The organism is Vibrio owensii (assembly GCF_002021755.1).
Classification (GTDB): Bacteria; Pseudomonadota; Gammaproteobacteria; order Enterobacterales; family Vibrionaceae; genus Vibrio; species Vibrio owensii.
In genome coordinates this window covers 932,941-956,067 of the sequence record NZ_CP019959.1, presented here as the reverse complement: position 1 = coordinate 956,067, position 23,127 = coordinate 932,941, and the positions used below count along the sequence as shown (strand labels likewise).

Sequence of the window (23,127 nt, the reverse complement as noted above, 5' to 3'; positions counted from 1 at the left end):
ATCTGGCGTTGTTTTTCGAATTTGTTAACTCGAAATATATTTCCTGATCACCCGCATGACTTCTGCTGGTTTTTCAGCGTGTAGCCAGTGTCCTGTATTAGCAATAATGTGCGCTTTTGCATTGTTAAACTGTCGCTTAACGGCTGACTGGTGCTCAGGCATCAAGTAATCAGAATCACCACCTTTGACAAATAAAGTTGGGATGTCTGTTGGTGTGATTTCTTGCCAACCAATGATGTTGTCGTAGTTGTTGAGCAAGCTAGCAACGTTGAAGCGCCAATCCATTTTATCGCCGTTTTTGTATAACGATTTCGATAAGAATTGTCTTACACCATCCATTTCAATATGTTGAGCAAGAATGTCCATGGTTTGTTGGCGGTTAGTTGGTTGTTCTTTTACTACGGCTTGCAGACCATTAAACACGTTATCATGGCGATTAGTCTGGTAAGCCACTGGCGCCATATCTAAGACAATAAGTTGTTTTACGAATTCAGGAGCGATATCTGCCAGTTTCATCGCAACTTTTCCACCCATAGAGTGGCCGATGACAAGTGCTGGTTCGATGCTTAAATGGCGAAGCAAATCAGCAACATCTTGTGCCATCACTTCGTAATTGTGTGTGTCTGAATGGAAAGAGAGGCCATGATTTCGTAGATCAATACTGATCACACAGTGATCTTGAACGAGGTCGCGAGCCAGTAAACCTAGATTACTGAAACTGCCAAACAATCCATGAATCAAAACAACCGTTTGGCCTTGTCCTTCCTGCTTATAGTTGAGTAATGCTGACATTTTATCTTATTCGTGATGGGTTTAACGTGGAGTATCCGCGAGGATCTCGTTATAATCCCCCAGAGTTTAAACATTGAGAATGTGAAAAGCGAATGAAAACAATTGAGGTTGATGAGGATCTATACCGTTACATTGCGGGTCAAACCAAGCATATCGGTGAAAGTGCCTCGGATATTTTACGACGCCTTTTGAACCTTGATGGCCAGTTGCAGGAAGCAGTTGTTGCACCTGTAGTAGAACAGCCACAAGGGATTGTAGTAAGTAAAGATGCTGGCAAAGCAGAATCAGTAGATATCGTAAAAGAGATGCGTTCTCTACTTATCTCTGATGAGTTTGCTGGTCTTAAGAAAGCGATTGATCGCTTCATGTTGGTATTATCAACCTTACACAAACTGAATCCAGAGAGTTTCTCTCAAGCGACAAAAGTGAAAGGACGCAAACGCGTTTACTTTGCTGATAACGAAGAGACTCTGCTAGCAAACGGTAACACTACCAAACCTAAAGCAATTCCTGGCACGCCATTCTGGGTAATCACCAACAACAACACCAGTCGTAAGCGACAAATGGTGGAGCAGGTGATGACTCACATGGAATTCCAGCCTGACTTAATAGAGAAAGTAACAGGTTCAATCTAAGAAACCTGATAGAAGCCTCATAATGTGTAGCGTTTAGCGGATATTATGAGGCTTTTTTGATTTTATTTGTTTTTAAAGAAAGGATGTCAAACATGGCTATGCACCCTCGTGCTGGGCAAAAAGCGCAGCAGGAAGATCTTCACAATATCCCAGCACTCGTTGCTAACTACTTCTTACTTCAACCAGACGCAGCAAACGCAGAACACAAAGTTCAATTTGGTACTTCTGGCCACCGCGGTACTGCAGACAAGCACACTTTTAACGAAAACCACATTTTAGCGATCGCTCAAGCGGTAGCAGAAGTTCGTGCTGAGCAAGGTACAACAGGTCCATTGTTTGTGGGCAAAGACACGCACGCGCTATCTGAACCAGCGTTTTCAAGTGTGATTGAAGTATTGATTGCAAACGGTGTGAAAGTGATTGTCCAACAAGACAACGGTTACACGCCAACACCAGGTATTTCACACGCGATTCTGACTTACAACATCAAGCACGATGATAAGGCAGATGGCATTGTGATTACCCCATCTCATAACCCACCACAAGACGGCGGTATTAAATACAACCCGACTCACGGTGGTCCTGCAGAAGCTGAACTGACTCAAGCGATCGAAGATCGTGCGAACGCTCTGATTGCTGAAGGTTTACAAGGTGTTAAACGCCTACCGCTAGCAGAAGCTAAAGCATCGGATCTGTTTGTTGAGATGGACTTGGTGAAACCATACATCGATGATCTAGTGAACGTTATCGATATGGAAGCAATCCAAAAAGCAAACCTGAAGATTGGTGTAGATCCACTGGGTGGCAGCGGCATCGATTACTGGCGTCAAATTGGTCAGGCATACAACCTAGACCTAACGCTAGTAAGTGAAGCGATTGACCCTTCTTTCCAATTCATGTCATTAGATAAAGATGGCGTTGTACGTATGGACTGCTCTTCTCCTTATGCAATGGCAGGTCTATTGGCACTGAAAGACGAGTACGACCTAGCATTTGGTAACGACCCTGACTACGACCGTCACGGTATCGTTACGCCAAAAGGTTTGATGAACCCGAACCACTTCTTAGCGGTATGTATCGACTACCTATACCGTCATCGTGACGCGTGGGGTAAAGATGTCGCTGTTGGTAAAACGCTAGTTTCGAGCGCCCTGATTGACCGTGTTGTTGCGGACCTTGGTCGAGAGCTATGTGAAGTACCTGTTGGCTTTAAGTGGTTTGTGGACGGTCTGTACACTGGTAAGTTTGGTTTCGGCGGTGAAGAAAGTGCAGGTGCGTCTTTCCTTCGTAAAGATGGTACGCCTTGGTCAACAGACAAAGATGGCATCTTGCTATGTCTTCTAGCTGCAGAGATCACTGCGGTAACGGGTAAGAACCCTCAAGATTACTATGAAGAGCTAGCGGCGAAGCATGGTGAGTCTAAGTACAACCGCATTCAAGCTGTCGCAAATGGCCCACAAAAAGACGTACTGAAGAAGTTGTCACCAGAAATGGTTGCGGCTGAAACTCTAGCTGGTGATGTAATCACTGCTCGTCTGACGCACGCTCCTGGTAATGGTGCTGCGATTGGTGGCCTTAAAGTAACGACAGCGAATGGTTGGTTCGCTGCACGTCCATCAGGCACTGAAGACATCTACAAGATCTACTGTGAAAGCTTCAAAGGTGAAGAGCACCTAAAACAAATCGAAGCTGAAGCACAAGAAATCGTTAATCAAGTATTTGCAGCCGCTGGTTTGTAATTCAAACGATTAAAGTTCGAAAGGGTCGACATTGCGTCGGCCCTTTTTTTGTGAAGAGGAAGCGCTGTACTTCGAGAGTCGGGAGCGCTTCGCTTTAGGAATCGAGAGATACTCGTTGAGAGTATAGAGAAAGAGTATTTTGATTAAGAAGGTGTTGACGGAACTTGTTTCCAGAAGAGCAAAATAAAATCGTTTCCCGTTTCCCGTTTCCCGTTTCCCGTTTCCCGTTTCCCGTTTCCCGTTTCCCGTTTCCCGTTTCCCGTTTCCCGTTTCCCGTTTCCCGTTTCCCGTTTTAGTTCGGCCAAGTATCTGGTACAACAAACCAAAATTGACCGCTCTTTGTTTGAGCGTGAACAAACCTATCTGATGGTTTATCGATAGGCTCTAAGAACTCCTCATTACCGATTGCCCACAGTGGTTTGGAAAGAGCATATAAAGGTTCATTAATTTCTTCCCATTGACTTTGATAGCACCAGTAACCGGAAATTTGGCTTTGGTTTAGTTCGTAACTTAAACAGGTTGTGGGGATTGGTTCGGCCGCGAACGGATTTACATAGAGGCGACCTTGCATCAGCAAGTGTTCACTCGGTGTGGCGTCTAACGGTAACTGTTGGTGGAACTCTTCTCTCTGGCTCATTTTTAGTTGGTGAGTGAGCATACGATCGAGTTTTTTGTGCAGTTGGTCGTGTGCATTCGGGCCATACCAAATGCCTTCGTGGAGTAAGTAGAATTTAATGGCGACTTCCCAATGCTCGTGTTGGTTTGTTTCCTGATTTTCGAGGATCAAATCGACGGCGCCAATTGTGCGCCCAGTAGTGTCATTAAGTTGGATTTCTTCGGCAATAAGTTCATATCGTGAAGAGCAAGTCAGCAACTTGGTACAAAGGTGTTGATAGAGGAATCCGAGTCGAGGGTTGCCATCATAGTCTTCGTTGTCCGATAGAGGTAAGGTCGGAATATCTTCAACAGTGACGAAAGGTTCCTTAAGTTTGAAAAGAGGTGGTGTGTTAGCAATCCATTGATGGAAACGTTGTAATGAATTCATCCATTATCCTTGTTGTCACGGGTAAAGCCTTTCTATTGTATCGAAATTTATTCTGGTTGGGGATGCCACAACTAGCATCCTGATCGCGGTTCGATATACACTTTGTTCAAGCCACAAGTATTGGAAGTAACAATGAATAATTTACAGCTGGAAAAGATCCTTAACGAGAAATTATCGCCGCAACTTATTAAAGACTACGCACCGAATGGAATGCAAGTTGAAGGCAAATCAGAAATCAAACGCATCGTGACAGGCGTAACGGCCTCACAAGCATTAATCGATAAAGCGATCGAATTAGAGGCTGATGCATTGCTTGTTCACCACGGCTACTTTTGGAAAGGTGAACCAGAGCCAATTCGTGGTATGAAAGGAAAGCGTATCCGCAGTTTGATCAAAAGTGACATCAACCTTTACGGCTACCATTTACCGCTAGATATTCATCCTGAGTTGGGTAACAACGCAGAGTTGGCACGCTTGCTAGACATAGAAGTGGAAGGTGGTTTAGAAGGGCACCCTCAATCTGTCGCTCTGTTTGGCCGCTTGAAACAAGCAATGACTGGCGCTGACTTCGCAAACAAAATCAATCACGTATTAAACCGTGAACCTTTGCATATCGCGCCTGACAATGCAGAAAAAATGATTGAGACAGTTGGTTGGTGTACCGGCGGTGGTCAAGACTTCATTGAGCTTGCTGCTCAGCATGGATTAGATGCGTTTATTTCGGGCGAGATCTCAGAACGTACGACTTACACGGCTCGTGAATTGGATATCCATTACTTCTCTGCAGGTCATCACGCAACTGAACGTTACGGCATTAAAGCGTTGGGTGAATGGTTAGCGCAAGAGCACGGTTTGGACGTTACGTTTATTGATATTGATAACCCAGTATAGAAGGGGCGGGCTTTGTCCTTTGAGATGCGAAAGTGTTACGTAATTATCTCTCGCATCTCGAGGCGAAGTGTTCCATAGAGCGCAGTTCGTTCTCATCTCTTCAAAATAGAAAGGGTTGACGCTTTCGCGTCAACCCTCATATATATTCGATTCTCGATTCTCGATTCTCGATTCTCGATTCTCGATTCTCGATTCTCGATTCTAACGCTTACTCGCGCTCATGCAGTGGAGAAAACTCACGTTGAGTTTCACCAGTGTATAGCTGACGAGGACGACCGATTCGGTTTAGCGGATCGCTGTGCATTTCGTTCCAGTGAGCAATCCAACCGATAGTACGAGAAATCGCGAAGATTACCGTAAACATCGATACAGGAATACCGATTGCTTTTAGGATGATGCCTGAGTAGAAGTCTACGTTCGGGTATAGCTTCTTAGACACGAAGTATTCATCAGAAAGCGCAATACGCTCAAGTTCCATCGCTACGTCTAGTAGTGGATCTTTGATGTTTAGCTCTTTTAGAACCTCGTGACATGTTTCACGCATTACCGTTGCACGTGGGTCGTAGTTTTTGTAAACGCGGTGACCGAAGCCCATTAGACGGAATGGGTCATCTTTGTCTTTTGCACGCTCTACGTACTCAGGAATGTTGTCTACGCTGCCGATCTCTTCAAGCATCTTCAGACATGCTTCGTTTGCACCACCGTGTGCAGGACCCCATAGAGAAGCAATACCTGCGGCAATACATGCGAATGGGTTCGCACCAGAAGAACCAGATAGACGAACCGTCGACGTTGATGCGTTTTGTTCGTGATCTGCGTGAAGCGTGAAGATCTTATCCATCGCACGCGCAACAACAGGGTTTACTTCGTATTCTTCACATGGGTTTGCGTACATCATGTGTAGGAAGTTTTCTGCGTAGCTTAGGTCGTTACGAGGGTAGATAAATGGCTGGCCGATTGAGTATTTGTAACACATCGCCGCCAAAGTAGGCATTTTCGATAGTAGACGGTACGCCGCGATTTCACGGTGTTCGTCGTTGTTGATATCTAGTGAATCGTGGTAGAAGGCCGCTAGTGCACCAACCACACCACACATTACTGCCATTGGGTGAGCGTCGCGTCGGAAGCCGTGGAAGAAGCTTGCGATTTGCTCGTGCACCATAGTATGGCGAGTAACCGTTGTTTTGAATTGCTCGTATTGCTCACGGGTAGGGGCTTCACCATAAAGCAGGATGTAACATACTTCCAAGTAATCTGCGTTATTGGCTAATTGATCAATCGGGTAACCGCGGTGCAAAAGAATACCTTTGCCGCCATCGATGTACGTGATTGATGATTCACAAGATGCAGTGGCAAGAAAACCTGGGTCAAAAGTAAAGTAACCATTGGCTCCCAGTTTACGAACATCAATCACAGGTGTACCTAGCGTACCGTCCATAATTGGCAGTTCGATTGGCGCATGACCTTCGATGTGAAGGGTAGCTTTCTTATCCGCCATAACAATCTCCTTTGTTTATTATTTAATCCGTCCAGGATGTTTATGTGCCATTTTTGTACTGTTGTTAAAGCTTAAAGTCAATTTTTCTCCATTTTTGTGTGCACTTGTTATGATTTTTCTCATGAAAATCGTTAAAAATCTGTTCTATGTAGCATAATTTGTTACATCTATTGTATTAGAATGTTGCTGGCCGTATATTGGCACAGAAAATTTTAGTTAAATCCTTATAAATTCGGGGCTAGAAACAAAAGTGAGGTTTGTTTGTGGACTCCGTTTGTTAACAAAGTGTTTACAATTATCTCCGAGCTTATTGCGAGTATTTGTTAATCAAATGTTAACTTTTGTACGTTTGGAAGCTGAAATTGGTTATAACAATAAATGCTCAATGGAGCTGAGTGAGCAAGCCCGTGAAAGAAAGAAAGTCAAGACCTGTTAATTTAGATTTACAGACCATCCGCTTTCCCATCACAGCAATCGCGTCAATCCTGCACCGTGTGTCGGGTGTGATTACGTTTGTTGCGGTGGGTATATTACTTTGGTTACTGTCCATTTCTCTGTCATCCCCGATGGGTTTTATGGAAGCCGCTGACATCGTCGATAGCTTCTTCGTGAAATTCATTTTGTGGGGCATTCTAACTGCACTTGCCTACCACATTGCTGGTGGTGTTCGTCACTTACTGATGGACCTAGGCCACTTTGAAGAACTAGATTCAGGCGCGATGAGCGCTAAAGTCGCGTTTGGTGCTACTGCAGTGTTATCACTATTGGCGGGGATCTTGGTATGGTAAAACACGTTTCTTCATTCGGTCGTAATGGTGTTCACGATTTCTTATTGATTCGTGCGTCCGCCATCATTATGACTCTATACACGATTTATCTGGTGAGCTTCTGTGCTTTCTCAGACATCTCTTACGCATCTTGGACCCAGTTCTTTGGTGGCACGTTCACTAAAGTCTTCACCATGTTGGCACTTGTTTCTATTTTGATCCACGCGTGGATCGGCTTATGGCAAGTTTTAACGGATTACATTAAGTGCGCGAAACTTCGTGGTGCACTTCAACTTGGTGTTATTGCCGTGCTATTCGGCTATGTCTTCTCTGGTCTATTTATTCTGTGGGGTGCGTAAGTGTCTATTCCAGTTCGTGAGTTTGACGCCGTAGTAATCGGCGCTGGTGGTGCGGGCATGCGCGCTGCACTACAAATTTCGGAGCAAGGCCTTTCTTGTGCGTTGCTATCTAAAGTTTTCCCAACACGTTCACACACTGTTTCTGCTCAAGGTGGTATTACGGTTGCGCTAGGTAATGCGCACGAAGACCATTGGGAACAGCACATGTACGATACGGTTAAAGGTTCTGACTATATCGGTGACCAAGACGCAATCGAGTACATGTGTAAGAACGGTCCTGAATCTGTTATCGAGCTAGAGAAAATGGGTCTTCCTTTCTCTCGTTTTGATAACGGCACTATTTACCAACGCCCGTTTGGTGGCCAGTCAAAGAACTTTGGTGGTGAGCAAGCGGCACGTACCGCGGCAGCGGCTGACCGTACTGGTCACGCACTTCTGCACACGCTTTACCAACAAAACATCAAGCACAAAACAACGGTATTCTCTGAGTGGTATGCTCTTGATATCGTTAAAAATGAAGATGGTGTTGTTCTAGGCTGTACTGCGCTATGCATGGAAACGGGTGAAGTGTGCTACTTCAAATCGAAAGCAACGATCTTAGCAACTGGTGGTGCAGGTCGTATCTACGCATCAACAACTAACGCGCACATCAATACTGGTGATGGTGTTGGTATGGCACTTCGTGCGGGCGTTCCGATGCAAGATATGGAAATGTGGCAGTTCCACCCAACGGGTATCGCTGGCGCAGGTGTGCTTGTAACCGAAGGTTGTCGTGGTGAGGGTGGTTACCTTCTAAACAAAGATGGTGAACGCTTCATGGAGCGCTACGCACCAAACGCGAAAGACCTTGCTGGTCGTGACGTGGTTGCTCGTTCAATGATGATTGAAATCCGTGAAGGCCGCGGCTGTGATGGTCCTTGGGGTCCACACATTAAACTGAAACTTGATCACCTAGGTAAAGATACTCTGGAGTCTCGTCTACCGGGTGTTTGTGAGTTGTCTCGTACATTTGCGCACGTTGATCCGGTCAAAGAGCCAATCCCTGTAATTCCTACGTGTCACTATATGATGGGTGGTATCCCTACTCAGGTATCAGGCCAAGCGATTCGCCAAGATGAGAATGGCGCTGACGTTGAAGTTCAAGGTCTATTTGCTTGTGGTGAGATTGCTTCTGTATCGGTACACGGTGCAAACCGTCTAGGTGGTAACTCACTGCTTGACCTTGTGGTATTTGGTCGTGCGACGGGCCTTCATCTGGGTGAAACACTGCTTAAACAAGCTGACGCGAAACCTGCGACAGAAGCTGATATTGAACGTTCACTAGAGCGTTACAACCGTTGGGAAAATAGCACTGACGGTGAAGATCCAGCGCAAATTCGTAAAGACCTACAACAGTGTATGCAAAACAACTTCTCGGTATTCCGTGAAGGTGATGCAATGGCAAAAGGTCTGGTAGAGCTGAAAGCTATCCGTGAACGTCTGAAAAACGCTCACCTTGCTGATAAGTCGACTGAGTTCAACACACAACGCATTGAGTGTCTTGAACTAGAAAACTTGATGGAAACTGCTTATGCAACGGCGGTTGCGGCTAACTACCGTACAGAAAGCCGTGGTGCGCATGCTCGCTTTGACTTCCCTGACCGTGATGATGAGCAGTGGCTATGTCACTCTATCTACAACCCGGAAACGGAAGCAATGACGAAACGTGGTGTAAACATGGAGCCAATCCATCGTGAAGCATTTCCGCCAAAAGCACGTACGTACTAAGGAAAGGAGGGTAATATTATGAAACTGAATTTCTCTTTGTACCGCTACAATCCGGATGTCGACCAAAAGCCGTACATGAAAGACTACACGCTTGAGGTGGAAGAAGGATCAGACATGATGCTTCTGGATGCATTGATCCTTTTGAAGGAGCAAGACCCTAGCATTGCATTCCGTCGTTCATGCCGCGAAGGGGTATGCGGCTCTGACGGCCTAAACATGAATGGCAAGAATGGTCTAGCGTGTATTACACCGCTATCTGCACTGCAAGGTGACAAGATTGTCATTCGTCCTCTACCGGGCCTACCAGTAGTGCGTGATCTTATCGTTGACATGACACAGTTCTACGATAACTATGCGAAAGTTAAGCCTTTCTTGATTGATGATGGTGCTCTACCTCCATCTCGCGAGAACTTACAAACGCCTGATGAGCGTGCGCATTTAGATGGGCTGTACGAATGTATTATGTGTGCATGTTGTACAACTTCTTGTCCATCATTCTGGTGGAACCCAGATAAATTTATCGGCCCTGCTGGTCTTCTAGCAGCTTACCGTTGGCTAATTGATAGCCGAGATACGGCAACTGATGAACGTTTGTCCGATCTTGATGATGCATTTAGCGTTTTTCGTTGCCATGGCATCATGAATTGTGTAAGTGTTTGTCCTAAGGGGCTAAATCCAACGAAAGCTATCGGTCACATCAAGTCGATGCTAGTCAATCGTTCGATTTAATTAACAACAAAAATTGCCGACCCAAATGGGTCGGCTCTTAATAGCTCGGCGCAGACCGAAGCAAACGTGAAAACTACTGGTTAAGGGAAAATATGCACAACGGCGTGATGAAGGCATGGCTCGAGTCTTCACACTTGGCTGGCGCCAATGCAACGTATGTAGAGGACCTCTACGAACTGTATCTAAGTGACCCCGATCTGGTAAGTGAGGAGTGGAAACGCGTATTTGATGAGCTGCCTAAAAGCTCAGAAGAAGTGGCTGAACAGCCGCATTCGCGTGTCCGTGACTACTTCCGACGACTCGCTCAAGAAACAAAGCATTACAGTGTCCAAGTTAGTGATCCAGATGTCGACGCTAAGCAAGTAAAAGTTCTCCAGCTTATCAACGCATACCGCTTCCGCGGTCATGAAGCTGCAGAGCTCGATCCTCTAGGTCTATGGCAACGCCCACCTGTGGCGGAGCTAGACCCTGCATTCCACAATCTCACCGAAGATGACTTCGCAGAAACTTTCAACGTAGGTTCTTTTGCCATTGGCCAAGAGACGATGCAGTTGAAAGACATCTACTCGGCACTAAAGAAAACCTACTGTGGTTCTATTGGTGCAGAATACATGCACATGACAGATACAGAGCAAAAGCGTTGGATCCAGCAACGTTTAGAGTCTGTGGTTGGTCAGCCATCTTTCGATAAAGACGAAAAACGTACATTCCTTGAGGAGCTTACGGCTGCTGAAGGTCTCGAGCGTTACTTGGGTGCTAAGTTCCCAGGAGCAAAACGTTTCTCGTTAGAAGGTGGTGATGCACTGATTCCGATGACAAAAGAACTGATTCGTCATGCTGGTACCAGCGGCATGCGTGAAGTGGTTATCGGTATGGCTCACCGTGGACGTTTGAACATGTTGGTCAACGTTCTTGGTAAGAAGCCTCAAGATTTGTTTGATGAGTTTGCGGGTAAACACGACGAAACATGGGGTACAGGTGATGTTAAGTACCACCAAGGTTTCTCGGCAGACTTTGCAACGCCTGGTGGTGATGTTCACCTAGCGCTCGCATTTAACCCATCTCACCTTGAGATTGTAAACCCAGTAGTTATCGGTTCAGTTCGTGCACGTCAAGATCGCCTTGGTGACTTTGATGGCAGCCGCGTACTACCAATCACTATTCACGGTGACTCTGCGATTGCGGGTCAGGGTGTTGTAGCTGAGACGTTCAACATGTCTCTTGCTCGTGGTTTCTGTGTCGGTGGTACAGTGCGTATTGTTGTGAACAACCAAGTTGGTTTCACAACCTCTAACCCTCGTGATACGCGTTCTACGATGTACTGTACTGATATCGCTAAGATGGTACAGGCTCCGATTTTCCACGTTAACGCTGACGATCCAGAAGCGGTTGCTTTCGTAACGCGTATTGCATTGGATTACCGCAACGAGTTCAAACGTGATGTTGTCATTGATTTGGTTTGTTACCGTCGTCATGGTCACAACGAAGCGGATGAGCCAAATGCAACTCAGCCGTTGATGTACCAAAAAATCAAGAAACACCCAACGCCTCGTAAGCTGTACGCTGATGTGTTGATTGATAAAAATGAATCAGACATCGAAGTTGCAACTCAGCTTGTGAATGAGTACCGCGACGCACTGGATAAAGGTGAAGTTGTGGTGAAAGAGTGGCGTCCAATGGCACTTCACTCTGTTGACTGGTCTCCATACTTAGGTCATGACTGGGATGTTGAGTGGGACAACAAGTTTGATGCAACTCGCTTGAAAGAGCTTGGTCAACGTCTAATCCAATACCCAGACAGCCATAAGCTACAAAGCCGTGTAAACAAGCTATACAACGACCGCTCTGCAATGATCAGCGGTGAGAAGCCTCTTGATTGGGGTATGGCTGAAACACTGGCGTACGCAACCTTAGTTGATGATGGTAAGCGTATTCGTATCTCTGGTCAGGACTCAGGTCGTGGTACTTTCTTCCACCGCCACTCTGTTCTGCATAACCAAAATGATGCGAGCACTTACATCCCGCTAGCGAATATTCATGACAAACAAGGGCCATTCCAAGTGTTTGACTCAGTGTTGTCAGAAGAGGCGGTATTGGCATTTGAGTACGGTTATGCAACGGCAGAGCCAAGCGGCTTGACCATTTGGGAAGCACAGTTTGGTGACTTCGCAAACGGCGCACAAGTTGTGATTGACCAATTTATCTCGTCAGGTGAGCAAAAGTGGGCTCGTCTGTGTGGCCTGACTATGCTGTTGCCACACGGTTATGAAGGCCAAGGCCCAGAGCACTCATCAGCGCGTCTAGAGCGTTACTTACAATTGTGTGCTGAACAAAACATGCAAGTTGTAGTGCCATCTACACCTGCGCAGGTTTATCACATGATCCGTCGTCAGGTGGTGCGTCCTATGCGTCGTCCACTGATTGTTATGTCACCTAAGTCGCTACTGCGTCATCCACTTTGTACGTCTTCATTAGAAGATCTTTCTGAAGGCACATTCCAGCCAGCGATCCCAGAGATTGATAATCTGGAGCCAAGCAAAGTGAAACGTGTTGTGTTCTGTTCAGGTAAGGTTTATTTCGACCTTCTAGAACAGCGTCGCAATAACGAACAAGATGATGTTGCTATTGTGCGTATCGAGCAACTGTACCCATTCCCTCTGGATGAAGTACAAGCGGCGATTGCGCAATACACGAATGTTGAAGATTTCGTTTGGTGTCAGGAAGAGCCTCAAAACCAGGGAGCTTGGTACTGTAGCCAACACAACTTCCGTGCTGCTATTCCAGCAGGTGCAGATCTTAAATACGCAGGTCGCCCAGCTTCTGCTTCGCCAGCAGTAGGCTACATGTCGGTGCACTTGAAACAACAAAAAGCGTTGGTTGAAGACGCTCTGAACGTGAACTCAAAAACTTCGAATTAAGAACTAGAAGTTAAAGGAAGAAACAGATATGACAATTGAAATTCTGGTTCCAGATTTACCTGAATCAGTTGCTGACGCAACCGTAGCGACATGGCACAAACAACCAGGCGACGTAGTCGAGCGTGATGAAGTTCTGGTTGATATCGAAACCGATAAAGTAGTGCTTGAAGTACCTGCTCCGGAAGCCGGCGTTTTAGAAGCCATTATTGAAGAAGAAGGTGCAACAGTACTTTCTAAGCAGTTGATCGCGAAGCTTAAGCCTGGTGCTGTAGCGGGCGAACCAACAACAGATTCAACCGAAGACAAAGAAGCGTCTCCTGATAAGCGTCATAAAGCTGCGCTTACAGAAGAAAGCAACGATGCGCTAAGTCCAGCGGTTCGTCGTCTTCTAGCTGAACACGGCCTAGAAGCGAGCCAAGTGAAAGGCTCTGGTGTGGGCGGTCGTATTACTCGCGAAGATATCGAAGCTCACCTTGCAAATGCTAAAGCTGCGCCAAAAGCAGAAGCTTCAGCAGCAGTTGAAGCACCTGCAGCCGCACGCAGCCAAAAACGTGTTCCTATGACGCGTCTACGTAAGACAGTAGCAAACCGTCTTCTAGAAGCGAAGAACAACACGGCAATGCTAACTACGTTTAACGAAGTAAACATGAAGCCAATCATGGACCTTCGTAAGCAGTACAAAGACCAGTTCGAAGAGCGTCACGGTATTCGTCTAGGCTTCATGTCTTTCTACGTGAAAGCTGTAACAGAAGCACTAAAACGTTACCCAGAAGTGAATGCATCTATCGATGGTGATGACATTGTTTACCACAACTACTTCGATATCAGCATGGCGGTTTCTACGCCACGTGGTCTAGTGACGCCAGTACTTAAAGACTGTGACACACTAGGTTTTGCAGATGTTGAAAAGGGCATTAAAGAGTTAGCAATTAAAGGTCGTGATGGCAAGCTAACCGTTGATGAGCTAATGGGTGGTAACTTCACTATCACTAACGGTGGTGTATTTGGTTCACTGATGTCTACTCCGATTATCAACCCACCACAATCAGCAATCTTGGGCATGCACAAAATCCAAGAGCGCCCAATGGCGGTTGATGGCAAAGTAGAAATCTTGCCAATGATGTACCTAGCACTATCTTACGACCACCGTTTGATCGATGGCCGTGAGTCAGTGGGCTTCCTAGTAACGATTAAAGAGCTACTAGAAGATCCAGCGCGTCTGCTATTAGACGTTTAATATCGCTAAAACGTCGAGTTGTCCCTGATAGCTCGACGTCTACAGCATCCAAGGCTAGACTGGCTCAGCGTCTGGCCTTCACTTGAACTGCCCCCGATATATCTATAAGCAGTTGATTTGAGAAGACCCTACAGACGTACCGCATCAAGCGGCGTTATGGAAATAATAAATCCCTTAAGGGATAAACAAACGGAATATCAAAATGAATTTGCATGAATACCAAGCCAAACAGCTGTTTGCAGAATTCGGTTTGCCTGTACCGGAAGGCTACGCATGTGATACGCCACAAGAAGCTTTTGAAGCTGCGGGTCGCATCACTACTGAAAAGAAAGTTGTAAAGTGTCAGGTTCACGCTGGTGGCCGCGGTAAAGCGGGCGGTGTTGAGCTACACGATACAAAAGACGGCGTAAAAGAATTCGCACAAAAATGGCTAGGTAAGAACTTGGTGACTTACCAAACAGACGCAAATGGTCAGCCTGTTACTAAAATCCTCGTAGAAGAAGCGTCTAACATCGCTAACGAACTTTACCTTGGTGCGGTTGTAGACCGTGCGACTCGTAAGATCGTTTTCATGGCTTCTACTGAAGGTGGTGTGGAAATCGAAAAAGTTGCGGAAGAAACGCCGGAGCTAATCCACAAAGCGGCAATCGATCCACTAGTAGGCCCTCAAGCTTACCAAGGTCGCGAGCTAGCGTTCAAACTTGGTCTTGAAGGTGACCAAATCAAACAATTCGTTAAGATCTTTATGGGTCTTGGCACTATGTTCTCTCAGTACGACCTAGCGCTACTAGAGATCAACCCATTGGTTATTACTGGTGAAGGCAACCTGCTATGTCTTGACGGTAAGATCAACATCGATTCAAACGCGCTATACCGTCAGCCTAAGCTTCGTGAAATGCACGATCCTTCTCAAGAAGACGAGCGTGAAGCACACGCAGCTCAGTGGGAACTGAACTATGTAGCACTAGATGGCAACGTTGGCTGTATGGTTAACGGTGCGGGTCTAGCGATGGGTACAATGGACATCGTAAACCTACACGGTGGCAAGCCTGCGAACTTCCTAGACGTAGGTGGCGGCGCAACCAAAGAACGTGTAGCAGAAGCATTCAAGATCATCCTATCTGATGACAACGTGAAAGCAGTTCTAGTAAATATCTTCGGCGGCATCGTACGTTGTGACATGATCGCTGAAGGCATCATCGGTGCAGTGAAAGAAGTTGGTGTAACGGTACCTGTTGTTGTTCGTCTAGAAGGTACTAACGCAGAGCTAGGTCGCGAAGTTCTTGCTAATTCTGATGTTGATATCATTGCTGCTGAGTCGCTAACAGATGCTGCTCAGAAAGTTGTTGCTGCTGCGGAGGCGAAATAATGTCTGTACTAATTAACAAAGACACTAAAGTAATCTGTCAGGGCTTCACTGGTGGTCAAGGTACTTTCCACTCAGAGCAGGCAATTGCTTACGGTACACAAATGGTTGGTGGTGTATCTCCAGGTAAAGGTGGTCAAACTCACCTTGGTCTTCCTGTATTCAACACGGTACGTGAAGCTGTAGAAGTGACTGGCGCAACAGCAACAGTTATCTACGTTCCAGCACCATTCTGTAAAGATGCAATCCTAGAAGCAATCGACGCAGGCATCGAGCTTATCGTAACGATCACTGAAGGCATCCCGACAACAGATATGATCGACGTTAAAGTGAAGCTAGAAGAAACTGGCGTTCGCATGATCGGTCCTAACTGTCCGGGTGTTATCACGCCTGATGAGTGTAAGATCGGCATCATGCCTGGCCACATCCACAAGAAAGGTAAAGTGGGCATCGTTTCACGTTCAGGTACACTAACGTATGAAGCGGTTAAGCAAACGACTGACGAAGGCTTTGGCCAGTCAACATGTGTTGGTATCGGTGGCGACCCAATCCCAGGTTCAAACTTCATCGACATCCTGAAGCTTTTCCAAGAAGACCCAGAAACTGAAGCAATCGTAATGATTGGTGAAATCGGTGGTACTGCGGAAGAAGAAGCGGCGGCTTACATCAAAGAAAACGTAACTAAGCCAGTGGTTTCTTACATTGCTGGTGTTACTGCTCCTCCAGGTAAACGTATGGGTCACGCAGGCGCAATCATCTCTGGTGGTAAAGGTACTGCAGAAGACAAATTCGCAGCACTAGAAGCGGCTGGCGTTAAGACTGTGAAATCTCTAGCTGAGATTGGTAAAGGTCTACGTGAAGTGACAGGTTGGTAATCAACCAAACCATTGTATAAGCATTAAAAAGCCTGCGATTTCGCAGGCTTTTCTTTTTCTGTTTCACAATGGTTTGTGTTTAATCTTTAACGCGATTGAGCGATTTAGTTATTCGGTTACTAGGCTTTGCGTTTAATCAGCTGGCTAAGCATAAACAGGAAGGTTGCGCTAATCACAACCGAAGGGCCAGCTGGTGTATCGAAATGCCAAGACAGGCTTAGGCCCATCAACACTGCGATAGAGCCAATAATTGAAGCAAACAAAGCCATCTGCTCTGGTGAAGATGACACTTTACGTGCAGTTGCTGCTGGGATAATCAATAGAGAAGTCATGATCAGCGCACCCACAAACTTCATACCGACAGCGATAACCACACCGACCATGAGCATTAGCACTAAGCGCACTAAATCGGTATTCACGCCCTCAACGGCAGCTAGCTCCTCACTTACAGTGCTTGATAAAAGCGGACGCCAGAATGCATACAAACAAGCACTGACACCGATCACTCCAGCGTAGATGAACATTAGATCTTGAGGTGAAACTGCAAGCAAATCACCAAACAGGTAGCTCATCAAATCCACGCGAACGTTCTCTAGGAAACTGACCGATACCAAGCCAATCGATAAGGCGCTGTGAGCCAGAATACCTAGTAGCGTGTCGGTAGCGACAAGCTGTTGTTTTTGCAAAGTAACCAGCAGTACAGCAAGTGCCAAGCAACAAACCAACAATGCAAGGTAAAGGTTTATGTTGAGCAAGAAGCCTAGTGCCAAGCCCATTAAAGAGGCATGGGCGAGCGTATCGCCAAAGTAAGCCATTTTTCGCCAAACCACGAAAGAGCCAAGTGGGCCGGCAATGATTGCGATACCGATACCGGCTAAAATTGAAGGCAATAAAAACTCAATCATGATGATGGTGTCCGTGAGAGTGGTTAGAACATGATGTCGCGTCACCCGTCACTGGAGAGCCTGCTAAATCGTGGTGATGATGGTCGTGGTCATGGTGATAGAATGCCAATGACTCACGAGTCGCATTGCCAAACAACGCGATATAAGACGGGTGCTGAGTAATGGTCGCCGGTGATCCAGAGCAGCATACGTGATGATGTAAGCAGATCACATCATCGGTTTTTGCCATAACCAAATGCAGATCATGCGATACCATAAACACGCCACAATCGAATCGATGACGAATGCTCTCAATTAGATCGTATAAATCGATTTGACCTTGAACATCAACACCTTGAGCTGGTTCATCTAGCACGAGCAATTCAGGACGTTGAAGTAAGGCGCGAGCAAGCAGTACACGTTGGTTTTCACCACCTGAAAGACGGTGCATGTTACTTTTGATGAGGTGTTCAGCGCCAACAAGACGTAACGCGTCGAGGCATTCCTGCTTGCTATACTTGCCAGCAAGGTTTAGGAAACGAATGACATTCAATGGAAGAGAATCGTTGAGTTTCAGTTTCTGAGGAACATAACCAATTTTCAGTTTACGTTGCTTCGTTAACTTACCGCTGGTCGGTTTTTGGAGACCTAGAATGACTTTGACTAACGTCGATTTTCCCGCTCCGTTGGGACCAATTAGGGTAGTGATCTTGCCCTTTTCTAATTCCATTGTGACATTGTCGAGAACTCTGCGTTCGTCAAACTCGACGCATAGTTGCTCAAGACGGACTAGTGAAGACATGAATGAAACTCATTTGCAAATTGTTAATGTTATAATGTAACATTATCTCACTTTCCACGCTATACCCCAAGTAAAACTATGAAAAGAGCTATAATTCTTGCTGTTTCAGCAATGTTAACCTTACCTGCTCATGCGGTAACCGTGTTGACTAGTATTAAACCTATTCAAATGATCACAACCGAGCTGACGGAAGGCGTTACGAAGCCAGACGTTCTGCTACAAAACAATGCTTCGCCACACGATTACGCTTTGCGCCCATCGGATGTGAAGAAGGTAGCTGCTGCCGATCTTGTTATTTGGTACGGCCATGATCTCGAACCTTTCCTAGAGAAAGTGGTGACGGATAAAGGTAACACGCTAACTGTTAGCGAAATTCCGGGCCTATCGTTACGTGCATTTAGTGGTGAGCATGATCACCATGATGGTCACGATCACGGCACACATGATCCACATTTCTGGTTGGGTGTTGAAACCGTAAAACAAGTTGCCAACGCTATCGCTCACAAACTTGCAGAAATCGATCCTACGAATGCAGACACTTACGCAGCAAACTTGAAGAAGTTCGAAGCGGAGTTAAAAGCAACGGATGCGGAGATTAAGCAACAACTGACGCCAGTGCAAGACAAAGGTTATTTTGTTTTCCACGATGCTTACGGCTATTTTGAATCACGTTACAACCTAAATCAACTCGGGCACTTTACGGTTTCTCCAGATCGTAAGCCGGGAGCAAAAACATTGATTCATATCCGTAAAACATTGGGCACGGGTGATGTCGCTTGTGTGTTCTCAGAACCACAATTCACCCCTGCTGTGGTTGAAAGTGTGATGCGTGGCAGCGATGTTAATGCCGGCGTTCTTGACCCATTGGGTAGCAGTGTTGATGTTAAATCAGGTAGTTACTTTGTATTCTTGAAAGGAATTTCAAACAGCTTTAGTCAGTGTTTGAGCGAAAAGTAACAATTGTGTTGTTGTTCTCTATACAGAACACGCGTTTAACGTGATCTGGCAGTAAGAATTACAAACCTTTGGCGCAGTGAGTCTTTTCTATCAATGGAATTGAGATATCATTATCAATAATTAGCGGCTCAAAATAACCATATACGCACTCAGCTATGGAAGGTATGAGTAAACCATGAGTCGCACGTATTGATACATGTAAGGATTTTATCTTGCTGCGCCAACTAGCCCTATTTTTTTGGGCTTTTATCCTCTCATTTCAAGCGTTTGCTTCAAGTGAAGCGAATGCGATCTTCTACCCTTTGCCAAATCAGGTTAAGGGCACTTTTATTGCAGCGAAAAAATTGTTTCCTGGCGAGCACGGTGGGCTTTGGATCCATGATGTTCATGGCCGAGTGCTGTTCTACAATGGGCAGACAACCTTGCCTAAATCAGGAAGTTTTCTGCAAACAAAAGCCGAGCAACTGGCCTACCATAAAGGCTCATTCTGGACGTTTGTCGAAAATGAAGTGTACCAAACTTACCCTAACCAAGAGCGTCGCTTGGTTTTTAGCCTCAATCCTGGCTCGCAGATTCGAAAGATTGGTTCATCGGGTAACTTTATTTGGGTGAGCGATGGTGCGCATTTCTATACCTACAATATTGAAACCAGCGAACTGAACTCTTTCTCTTTGCTTCAGCTCTATCAGCACAGCAACAACAGCTACGTCTATATCAATGACGCTATTTTTGTAGAGACAAAATGGGCATTAGCGACCACGTCAGGCGTTTATTTATCTGAAGGAAGTAAATTCAACCACGTGGTTTCTTCTGGTAAGCATTACATTGAAAAAGTGTATTACTCCCATACAAGGCGAGAGATTTTAGTTGGCACGCTTAAAGGGGCGCTGATCTTCAATATCTATGAGCCAAATAAACCGGTCATTAGAATCGGTGCCTCGCATGTGCTGACTTTTGCGGAAACCAACCAAGAATACTGGGTAGGAACGGAGCAGGGGCTCTACTTGTATTCTTTCTTGAGTGGAGAGGTGACTCAAGTAACCCCAGCAAGCTTCCTTGAGTTGGAATTAGCGAGCACTAAAATCTACTCGTTATTGAACGACAATATGGGTGGTATGTGGATTGCGACCAACCAAGGTATTCGCTATTACTCATTGTTCAGTAAAAAGTTTGAGCGGATAACCTTCAGTAGTTATGACCAACAAACACTGACCGGACGTATTCGACAAACGTTAACAGGGCCAGATGGCGCATTATGGTTTGCTGATGACCACAAGTTGTATCGTTCAGGAAGTTCAAAGATTACTGAAGTCTTACATCTGCCATCCCAGATAAATGAATTTGCTTTTCAAGGTGAAAAACTCTGGATAGCCACGTCTTCCGGTTTAAAGATTTACAACCTAAATAACTTACAGCGTGTGACGTTTCCATACCTTCGTGTCATTGCTGGAAGGGGAATTGATCATATCGTCTCTGATGGAACTGACCGACTTTGGGTTTCCAGCGGCTATCAACTATTTAATATCGATGCTGCGAGTCAGCAGATGAGAAACTTTGGCAGCGATTGGTTAGTCAGTCAGTTTTTGCCTGCGAAAATCACCCGTTTATATGACAAAAAAGATTTGCTTTTGATTGGTACTGACCACGGCGTCTATGAATACGATGGTGAGCGAATTCGATTTAACCGTTTCTCAGAAAAGTACGGTGAGTCACTCGATATCATTACCGCGATTGATGGTTCTCATTGGTTTGCTTCTGCTTATGGTGTTTTCAAAACGGTACCGGGTAGCGATGCAAAAGAAGTGATGGAAATGAGCGTATCAAACTCTCGTCCGGCCTGTTTACTCAGTGACTCAGAAGGTGTGTGGCTTGCTTCATCAGTGGGGCTCAGCTATTACCATCTCTCAGGGCAGTTGATGAAGCATTATTCTTCTGCATCCGGCCTCATCAATAATGAATTTCTTCCGGGTGTTTGTAATGTTATTCGTCGCTCTGAAGTTAGTGACCGCCAACTTATCTTTGGCTCTCAATATGGTTTAGTCAAAGCTGACTCGTCAAAGTTGCTCGTATCCAACACACCAGAATCCCAACTGATCGTTAGTCAAGTCATGCTAGAAAATGAGGTGGTTCAAGTTGGTAGTGCTGACCTAGAAAGTATGAAGCTACCTTATGGCTCTTCGTTAAGCTTTCTTTTTGGGGTGATGCCGAAACCAGATAACCAAAACCTCTATTATCGCTTGAACGAGAGCGACCAGTGGCAATCGCTTGAAGGTGGTCAATTAACACTAGAACACCTCAACTCAGGTGATTATCACTTGCAGGTGAGTAATGATTCGCAGCTCGCGTCTGGCTTAATCGGTTTGGAATCAAAATTCACGGTATTAAAACCTTGGTATTTGTCCAAGCTGGCGATCTCTGGATTTACTTTGGTTACCATCGCCATTATCGCTCTTTTGATGTATTGGCGTTCACGGTATGTGTTGCAAGCGAACCGTGACTTGGCAGCACAAGTGACGTTAAAAACCAACCAGCTTCGCCATCAAAGTCGAGTTTTATTGACCAGTAATCAGCAACTAAGAAAGCAGATTCAAGTGAGAAACTTGCTGGTGGACCATGTTGCACAGTCAATTAAGTCGAGCGTTGACTCGATAGCGCACAAGTTACCTGTTGATTTAGATTCAGTGACTCAAGATCATCTATCGAAAACGTACTGGCAGTTGAACGAATTAAAGAGCTCTCCGGGAGACACCAGTAACGGAAGTCAAAACTATAACCTGAGTCAGATAACGCAATCTGTTGTGGATGTTTGGCGTGAGGACTTTTCTAAAGCCGGTATCAGTGTTGAGCTGCAAGACAATCACAAAGCAAGCCGTATTTCATTAGAAAGTTTTAACCTTGATGTCATATTCAACAGTATTTTCGCCAATATCATCAAACGCTCTTTCCGAGGACAGTCGGTTAAATTGGTATTGGACGAGGCTAATGACATCGTCTCATTGAGTTTTATTGACTACGGAACGCAATTACCAAGTAAAGCGGCAGTAATGCGCCCAACCAATGCCAGTAATGTAGATTTGAGTATGGATAACTTACCTCAACTTGTTGCCGCAAGTGGAGGGCATTTATCTATGTTTGCTTCTGATGCTCAAAATAAAATAGAGATTACTTGGCCATGTGCTCAAGAACCGAGCCATGTTGAAGAAGTATTGCCCGAGTTTACGGAAGTTGAACCACAGCAGCAAACTACCTCACCAGAGCAAGAGTGGTTGATGAAAGTTTACCAACTGGTTGCTGAGCATTATCACGATCCGGAGTTTGGTACGGCCTCTGCTGCGAAGATGCTTTATATGTCTGAGCGAAGCCTACAGCGGCGCTTTAAGTCGGCTTCGTCAAGAACGCTAAAAGACTACGTGACAGAAGTAAGATTAGAAACAGCCTGTGAACAGCTACTCGCAGGAGAGAAAATCAGTGAGGTCGCATTTAACTGTGGCTTTAATGACCCATCGTACTTTAGTCAGAAGTTCAAGTTGCACTTTGGCTTACCTCCCTCCAAGTTTGCCATGACTCAAGATAGCCAGACGAGCATTTAGCTCTTAATTTGACATTAGCTAGCCCAGCATTAGTGCTGGGCTTTTTTATGCCTGTGAGACGAACGGTGTCGTAAAGAACGTCATATAGATATTGGACAGAAGGGCATGACATTTAACCTTGCAGGATAAGGGATAAGGGATAAGGGATAAGGGATAAGGGATAAGGGATAAGGGATAAGGGATAAGGGATAAGGGATAAGGGATAAGGCGCACAAACCATCTTATGAATAACATGTGCAGTAAAACGGTTATGAAAGATGGTGACAGATAATAGAG

Annotated in this window: 18 protein-coding genes; 13 read left to right on the top strand and 5 right to left on the bottom strand. The window is 45.6% G+C overall.

Translation table 11 applies throughout. The features are described from left to right. Positions 1–24: 24 nt before the first annotated feature. The gene (locus A9237_RS04110) at positions 25–792 is read right to left on the bottom strand and encodes an alpha/beta fold hydrolase (protein WP_078607738.1); all 768 of its coding nucleotides are present in this window, start codon (positions 790–792) and stop codon (positions 25–27) included. A gap of 92 nt (positions 793–884) precedes the next feature. Here A9237_RS04110 and seqA point away from each other — a divergent pair, with 92 nt between their 5' ends. Together seqA and pgm are read left to right on the top strand one after the other, a co-directional pair. After that, the gene (gene seqA / locus A9237_RS04105; RefSeq protein WP_005436968.1) at positions 885–1,427 is read left to right on the top strand and encodes a replication initiation negative regulator SeqA; all 543 of its coding nucleotides are present in this window, start codon (positions 885–887) and stop codon (positions 1,425–1,427) included. Between the two features lie 92 nt (positions 1,428–1,519). Further along, positions 1,520–3,166 carry a phosphoglucomutase (alpha-D-glucose-1,6-bisphosphate-dependent) gene (gene pgm / locus A9237_RS04100; protein WP_078607737.1) on the top strand — a complete coding sequence of 549 codons (1,647 nt, stop codon included), beginning with the start codon at positions 1,520–1,522 and terminating at the stop codon, positions 3,164–3,166. 292 nt (positions 3,167–3,458) lie between these two features. Here the strand turns inward: pgm and A9237_RS04090 are convergent, their stop codons facing one another. After that, on the bottom strand, positions 3,459–4,211 hold the full coding sequence (locus A9237_RS04090) for a DUF1853 family protein (protein ID WP_078607736.1): 753 nt from the start codon (positions 4,209–4,211) through the stop codon (positions 3,459–3,461). Between the two features lie 132 nt (positions 4,212–4,343). Between A9237_RS04090 and A9237_RS04085 the strand changes: the two genes are divergently transcribed. Beyond that, a complete protein-coding gene (locus A9237_RS04085) occupies positions 4,344–5,102 on the top strand; it encodes a Nif3-like dinuclear metal center hexameric protein (protein ID WP_038893270.1) in 759 nt (252 codons plus the stop codon). A 208-nt stretch (positions 5,103–5,310) separates the two neighbouring features. On the opposite strand, the gene A9237_RS04080 is transcribed toward A9237_RS04085, so the two are convergent. Then, on the bottom strand, positions 5,311–6,600 hold the full coding sequence (locus A9237_RS04080) for a citrate synthase (RefSeq protein WP_005436975.1): 1,290 nt from the start codon (positions 6,598–6,600) through the stop codon (positions 5,311–5,313). Positions 6,601–6,995: 395 nt separating this feature from the next. On the opposite strand from A9237_RS04080, the gene sdhC reads away from it, so the two are divergent. The 8 genes from sdhC (at position 6,996) to sucD (ending at position 16,618) form a co-directional block, all read left to right on the top strand. Then, positions 6,996–7,388, top strand: a complete 393-nt coding sequence (sdhC, locus tag A9237_RS04075; protein WP_005446421.1) for a succinate dehydrogenase cytochrome b556 subunit — start codon at positions 6,996–6,998, stop codon at positions 7,386–7,388. Continuing rightward, on the top strand, positions 7,382–7,726 hold the full coding sequence (gene sdhD / locus A9237_RS04070) for a succinate dehydrogenase, hydrophobic membrane anchor protein (protein WP_005426689.1): 345 nt from the start codon (positions 7,382–7,384) through the stop codon (positions 7,724–7,726). Before sdhC ends, sdhD begins: the two co-directional genes overlap by 7 nt. Next, a complete protein-coding gene (gene sdhA, locus A9237_RS04065) occupies positions 7,727–9,493 on the top strand; it encodes a succinate dehydrogenase flavoprotein subunit (RefSeq protein ID WP_005436979.1) in 1,767 nt (588 codons plus the stop codon). Positions 9,494–9,511: 18 nt separating this feature from the next. After that, the gene (locus A9237_RS04060) at positions 9,512–10,222 is read left to right on the top strand and encodes a succinate dehydrogenase iron-sulfur subunit (protein WP_005436982.1); all 711 of its coding nucleotides are present in this window, start codon (positions 9,512–9,514) and stop codon (positions 10,220–10,222) included. 92 nt (positions 10,223–10,314) lie between these two features. Beyond that, positions 10,315–13,140: a 2-oxoglutarate dehydrogenase E1 component gene (sucA, locus tag A9237_RS04055; protein WP_078607735.1), complete on the top strand. Its 2,826-nt coding sequence runs from the start codon at positions 10,315–10,317 to the stop codon at positions 13,138–13,140. A gap of 28 nt (positions 13,141–13,168) precedes the next feature. After that, positions 13,169–14,377, top strand: coding sequence for a 2-oxoglutarate dehydrogenase complex dihydrolipoyllysine-residue succinyltransferase (gene odhB / locus A9237_RS04050; protein ID WP_039842846.1), 1,209 nt, complete (start codon positions 13,169–13,171; stop codon positions 14,375–14,377). A gap of 202 nt (positions 14,378–14,579) precedes the next feature. Next, a complete protein-coding gene (sucC, locus tag A9237_RS04045; protein ID WP_078607734.1) occupies positions 14,580–15,746 on the top strand; it encodes an ADP-forming succinate--CoA ligase subunit beta in 1,167 nt (388 codons plus the stop codon). Next, positions 15,746–16,618 (top strand): succinate--CoA ligase subunit alpha, encoded by an 873-nt coding sequence (sucD, locus tag A9237_RS04040; RefSeq protein WP_005436989.1) that lies wholly within the window; start codon positions 15,746–15,748, stop codon positions 16,616–16,618. The genes sucC and sucD overlap by 1 nt, the downstream gene beginning before the upstream one ends. 119 nt (positions 16,619–16,737) lie before the next feature. Here the strand turns inward: sucD and znuB are convergent, their stop codons facing one another. Both znuB and znuC read right to left on the bottom strand, forming a co-directional pair. Then, a complete protein-coding gene (gene znuB / locus A9237_RS04035) occupies positions 16,738–17,523 on the bottom strand; it encodes a zinc ABC transporter permease subunit ZnuB (protein WP_005436990.1) in 786 nt (261 codons plus the stop codon). Beyond that, positions 17,516–18,304, bottom strand: coding sequence for a zinc ABC transporter ATP-binding protein ZnuC (gene znuC / locus A9237_RS04030; RefSeq protein WP_005436991.1), 789 nt, complete (start codon positions 18,302–18,304; stop codon positions 17,516–17,518). Before znuC ends, znuB begins: the two co-directional genes overlap by 8 nt. Before the next feature lie 78 nt (positions 18,305–18,382). Here znuC and znuA point away from each other — a divergent pair, with 78 nt between their 5' ends. Continuing rightward, the gene (gene znuA, locus A9237_RS04025; protein WP_027726682.1) at positions 18,383–19,261 is read left to right on the top strand and encodes a zinc ABC transporter substrate-binding protein ZnuA; all 879 of its coding nucleotides are present in this window, start codon (positions 18,383–18,385) and stop codon (positions 19,259–19,261) included. 212 nt (positions 19,262–19,473) lie between these two features. After that, the gene (locus A9237_RS04020) at positions 19,474–22,851 is read left to right on the top strand and encodes an AraC family transcriptional regulator (protein WP_078607733.1); all 3,378 of its coding nucleotides are present in this window, start codon (positions 19,474–19,476) and stop codon (positions 22,849–22,851) included. Positions 22,852–23,127 lie beyond the last annotated feature (276 nt).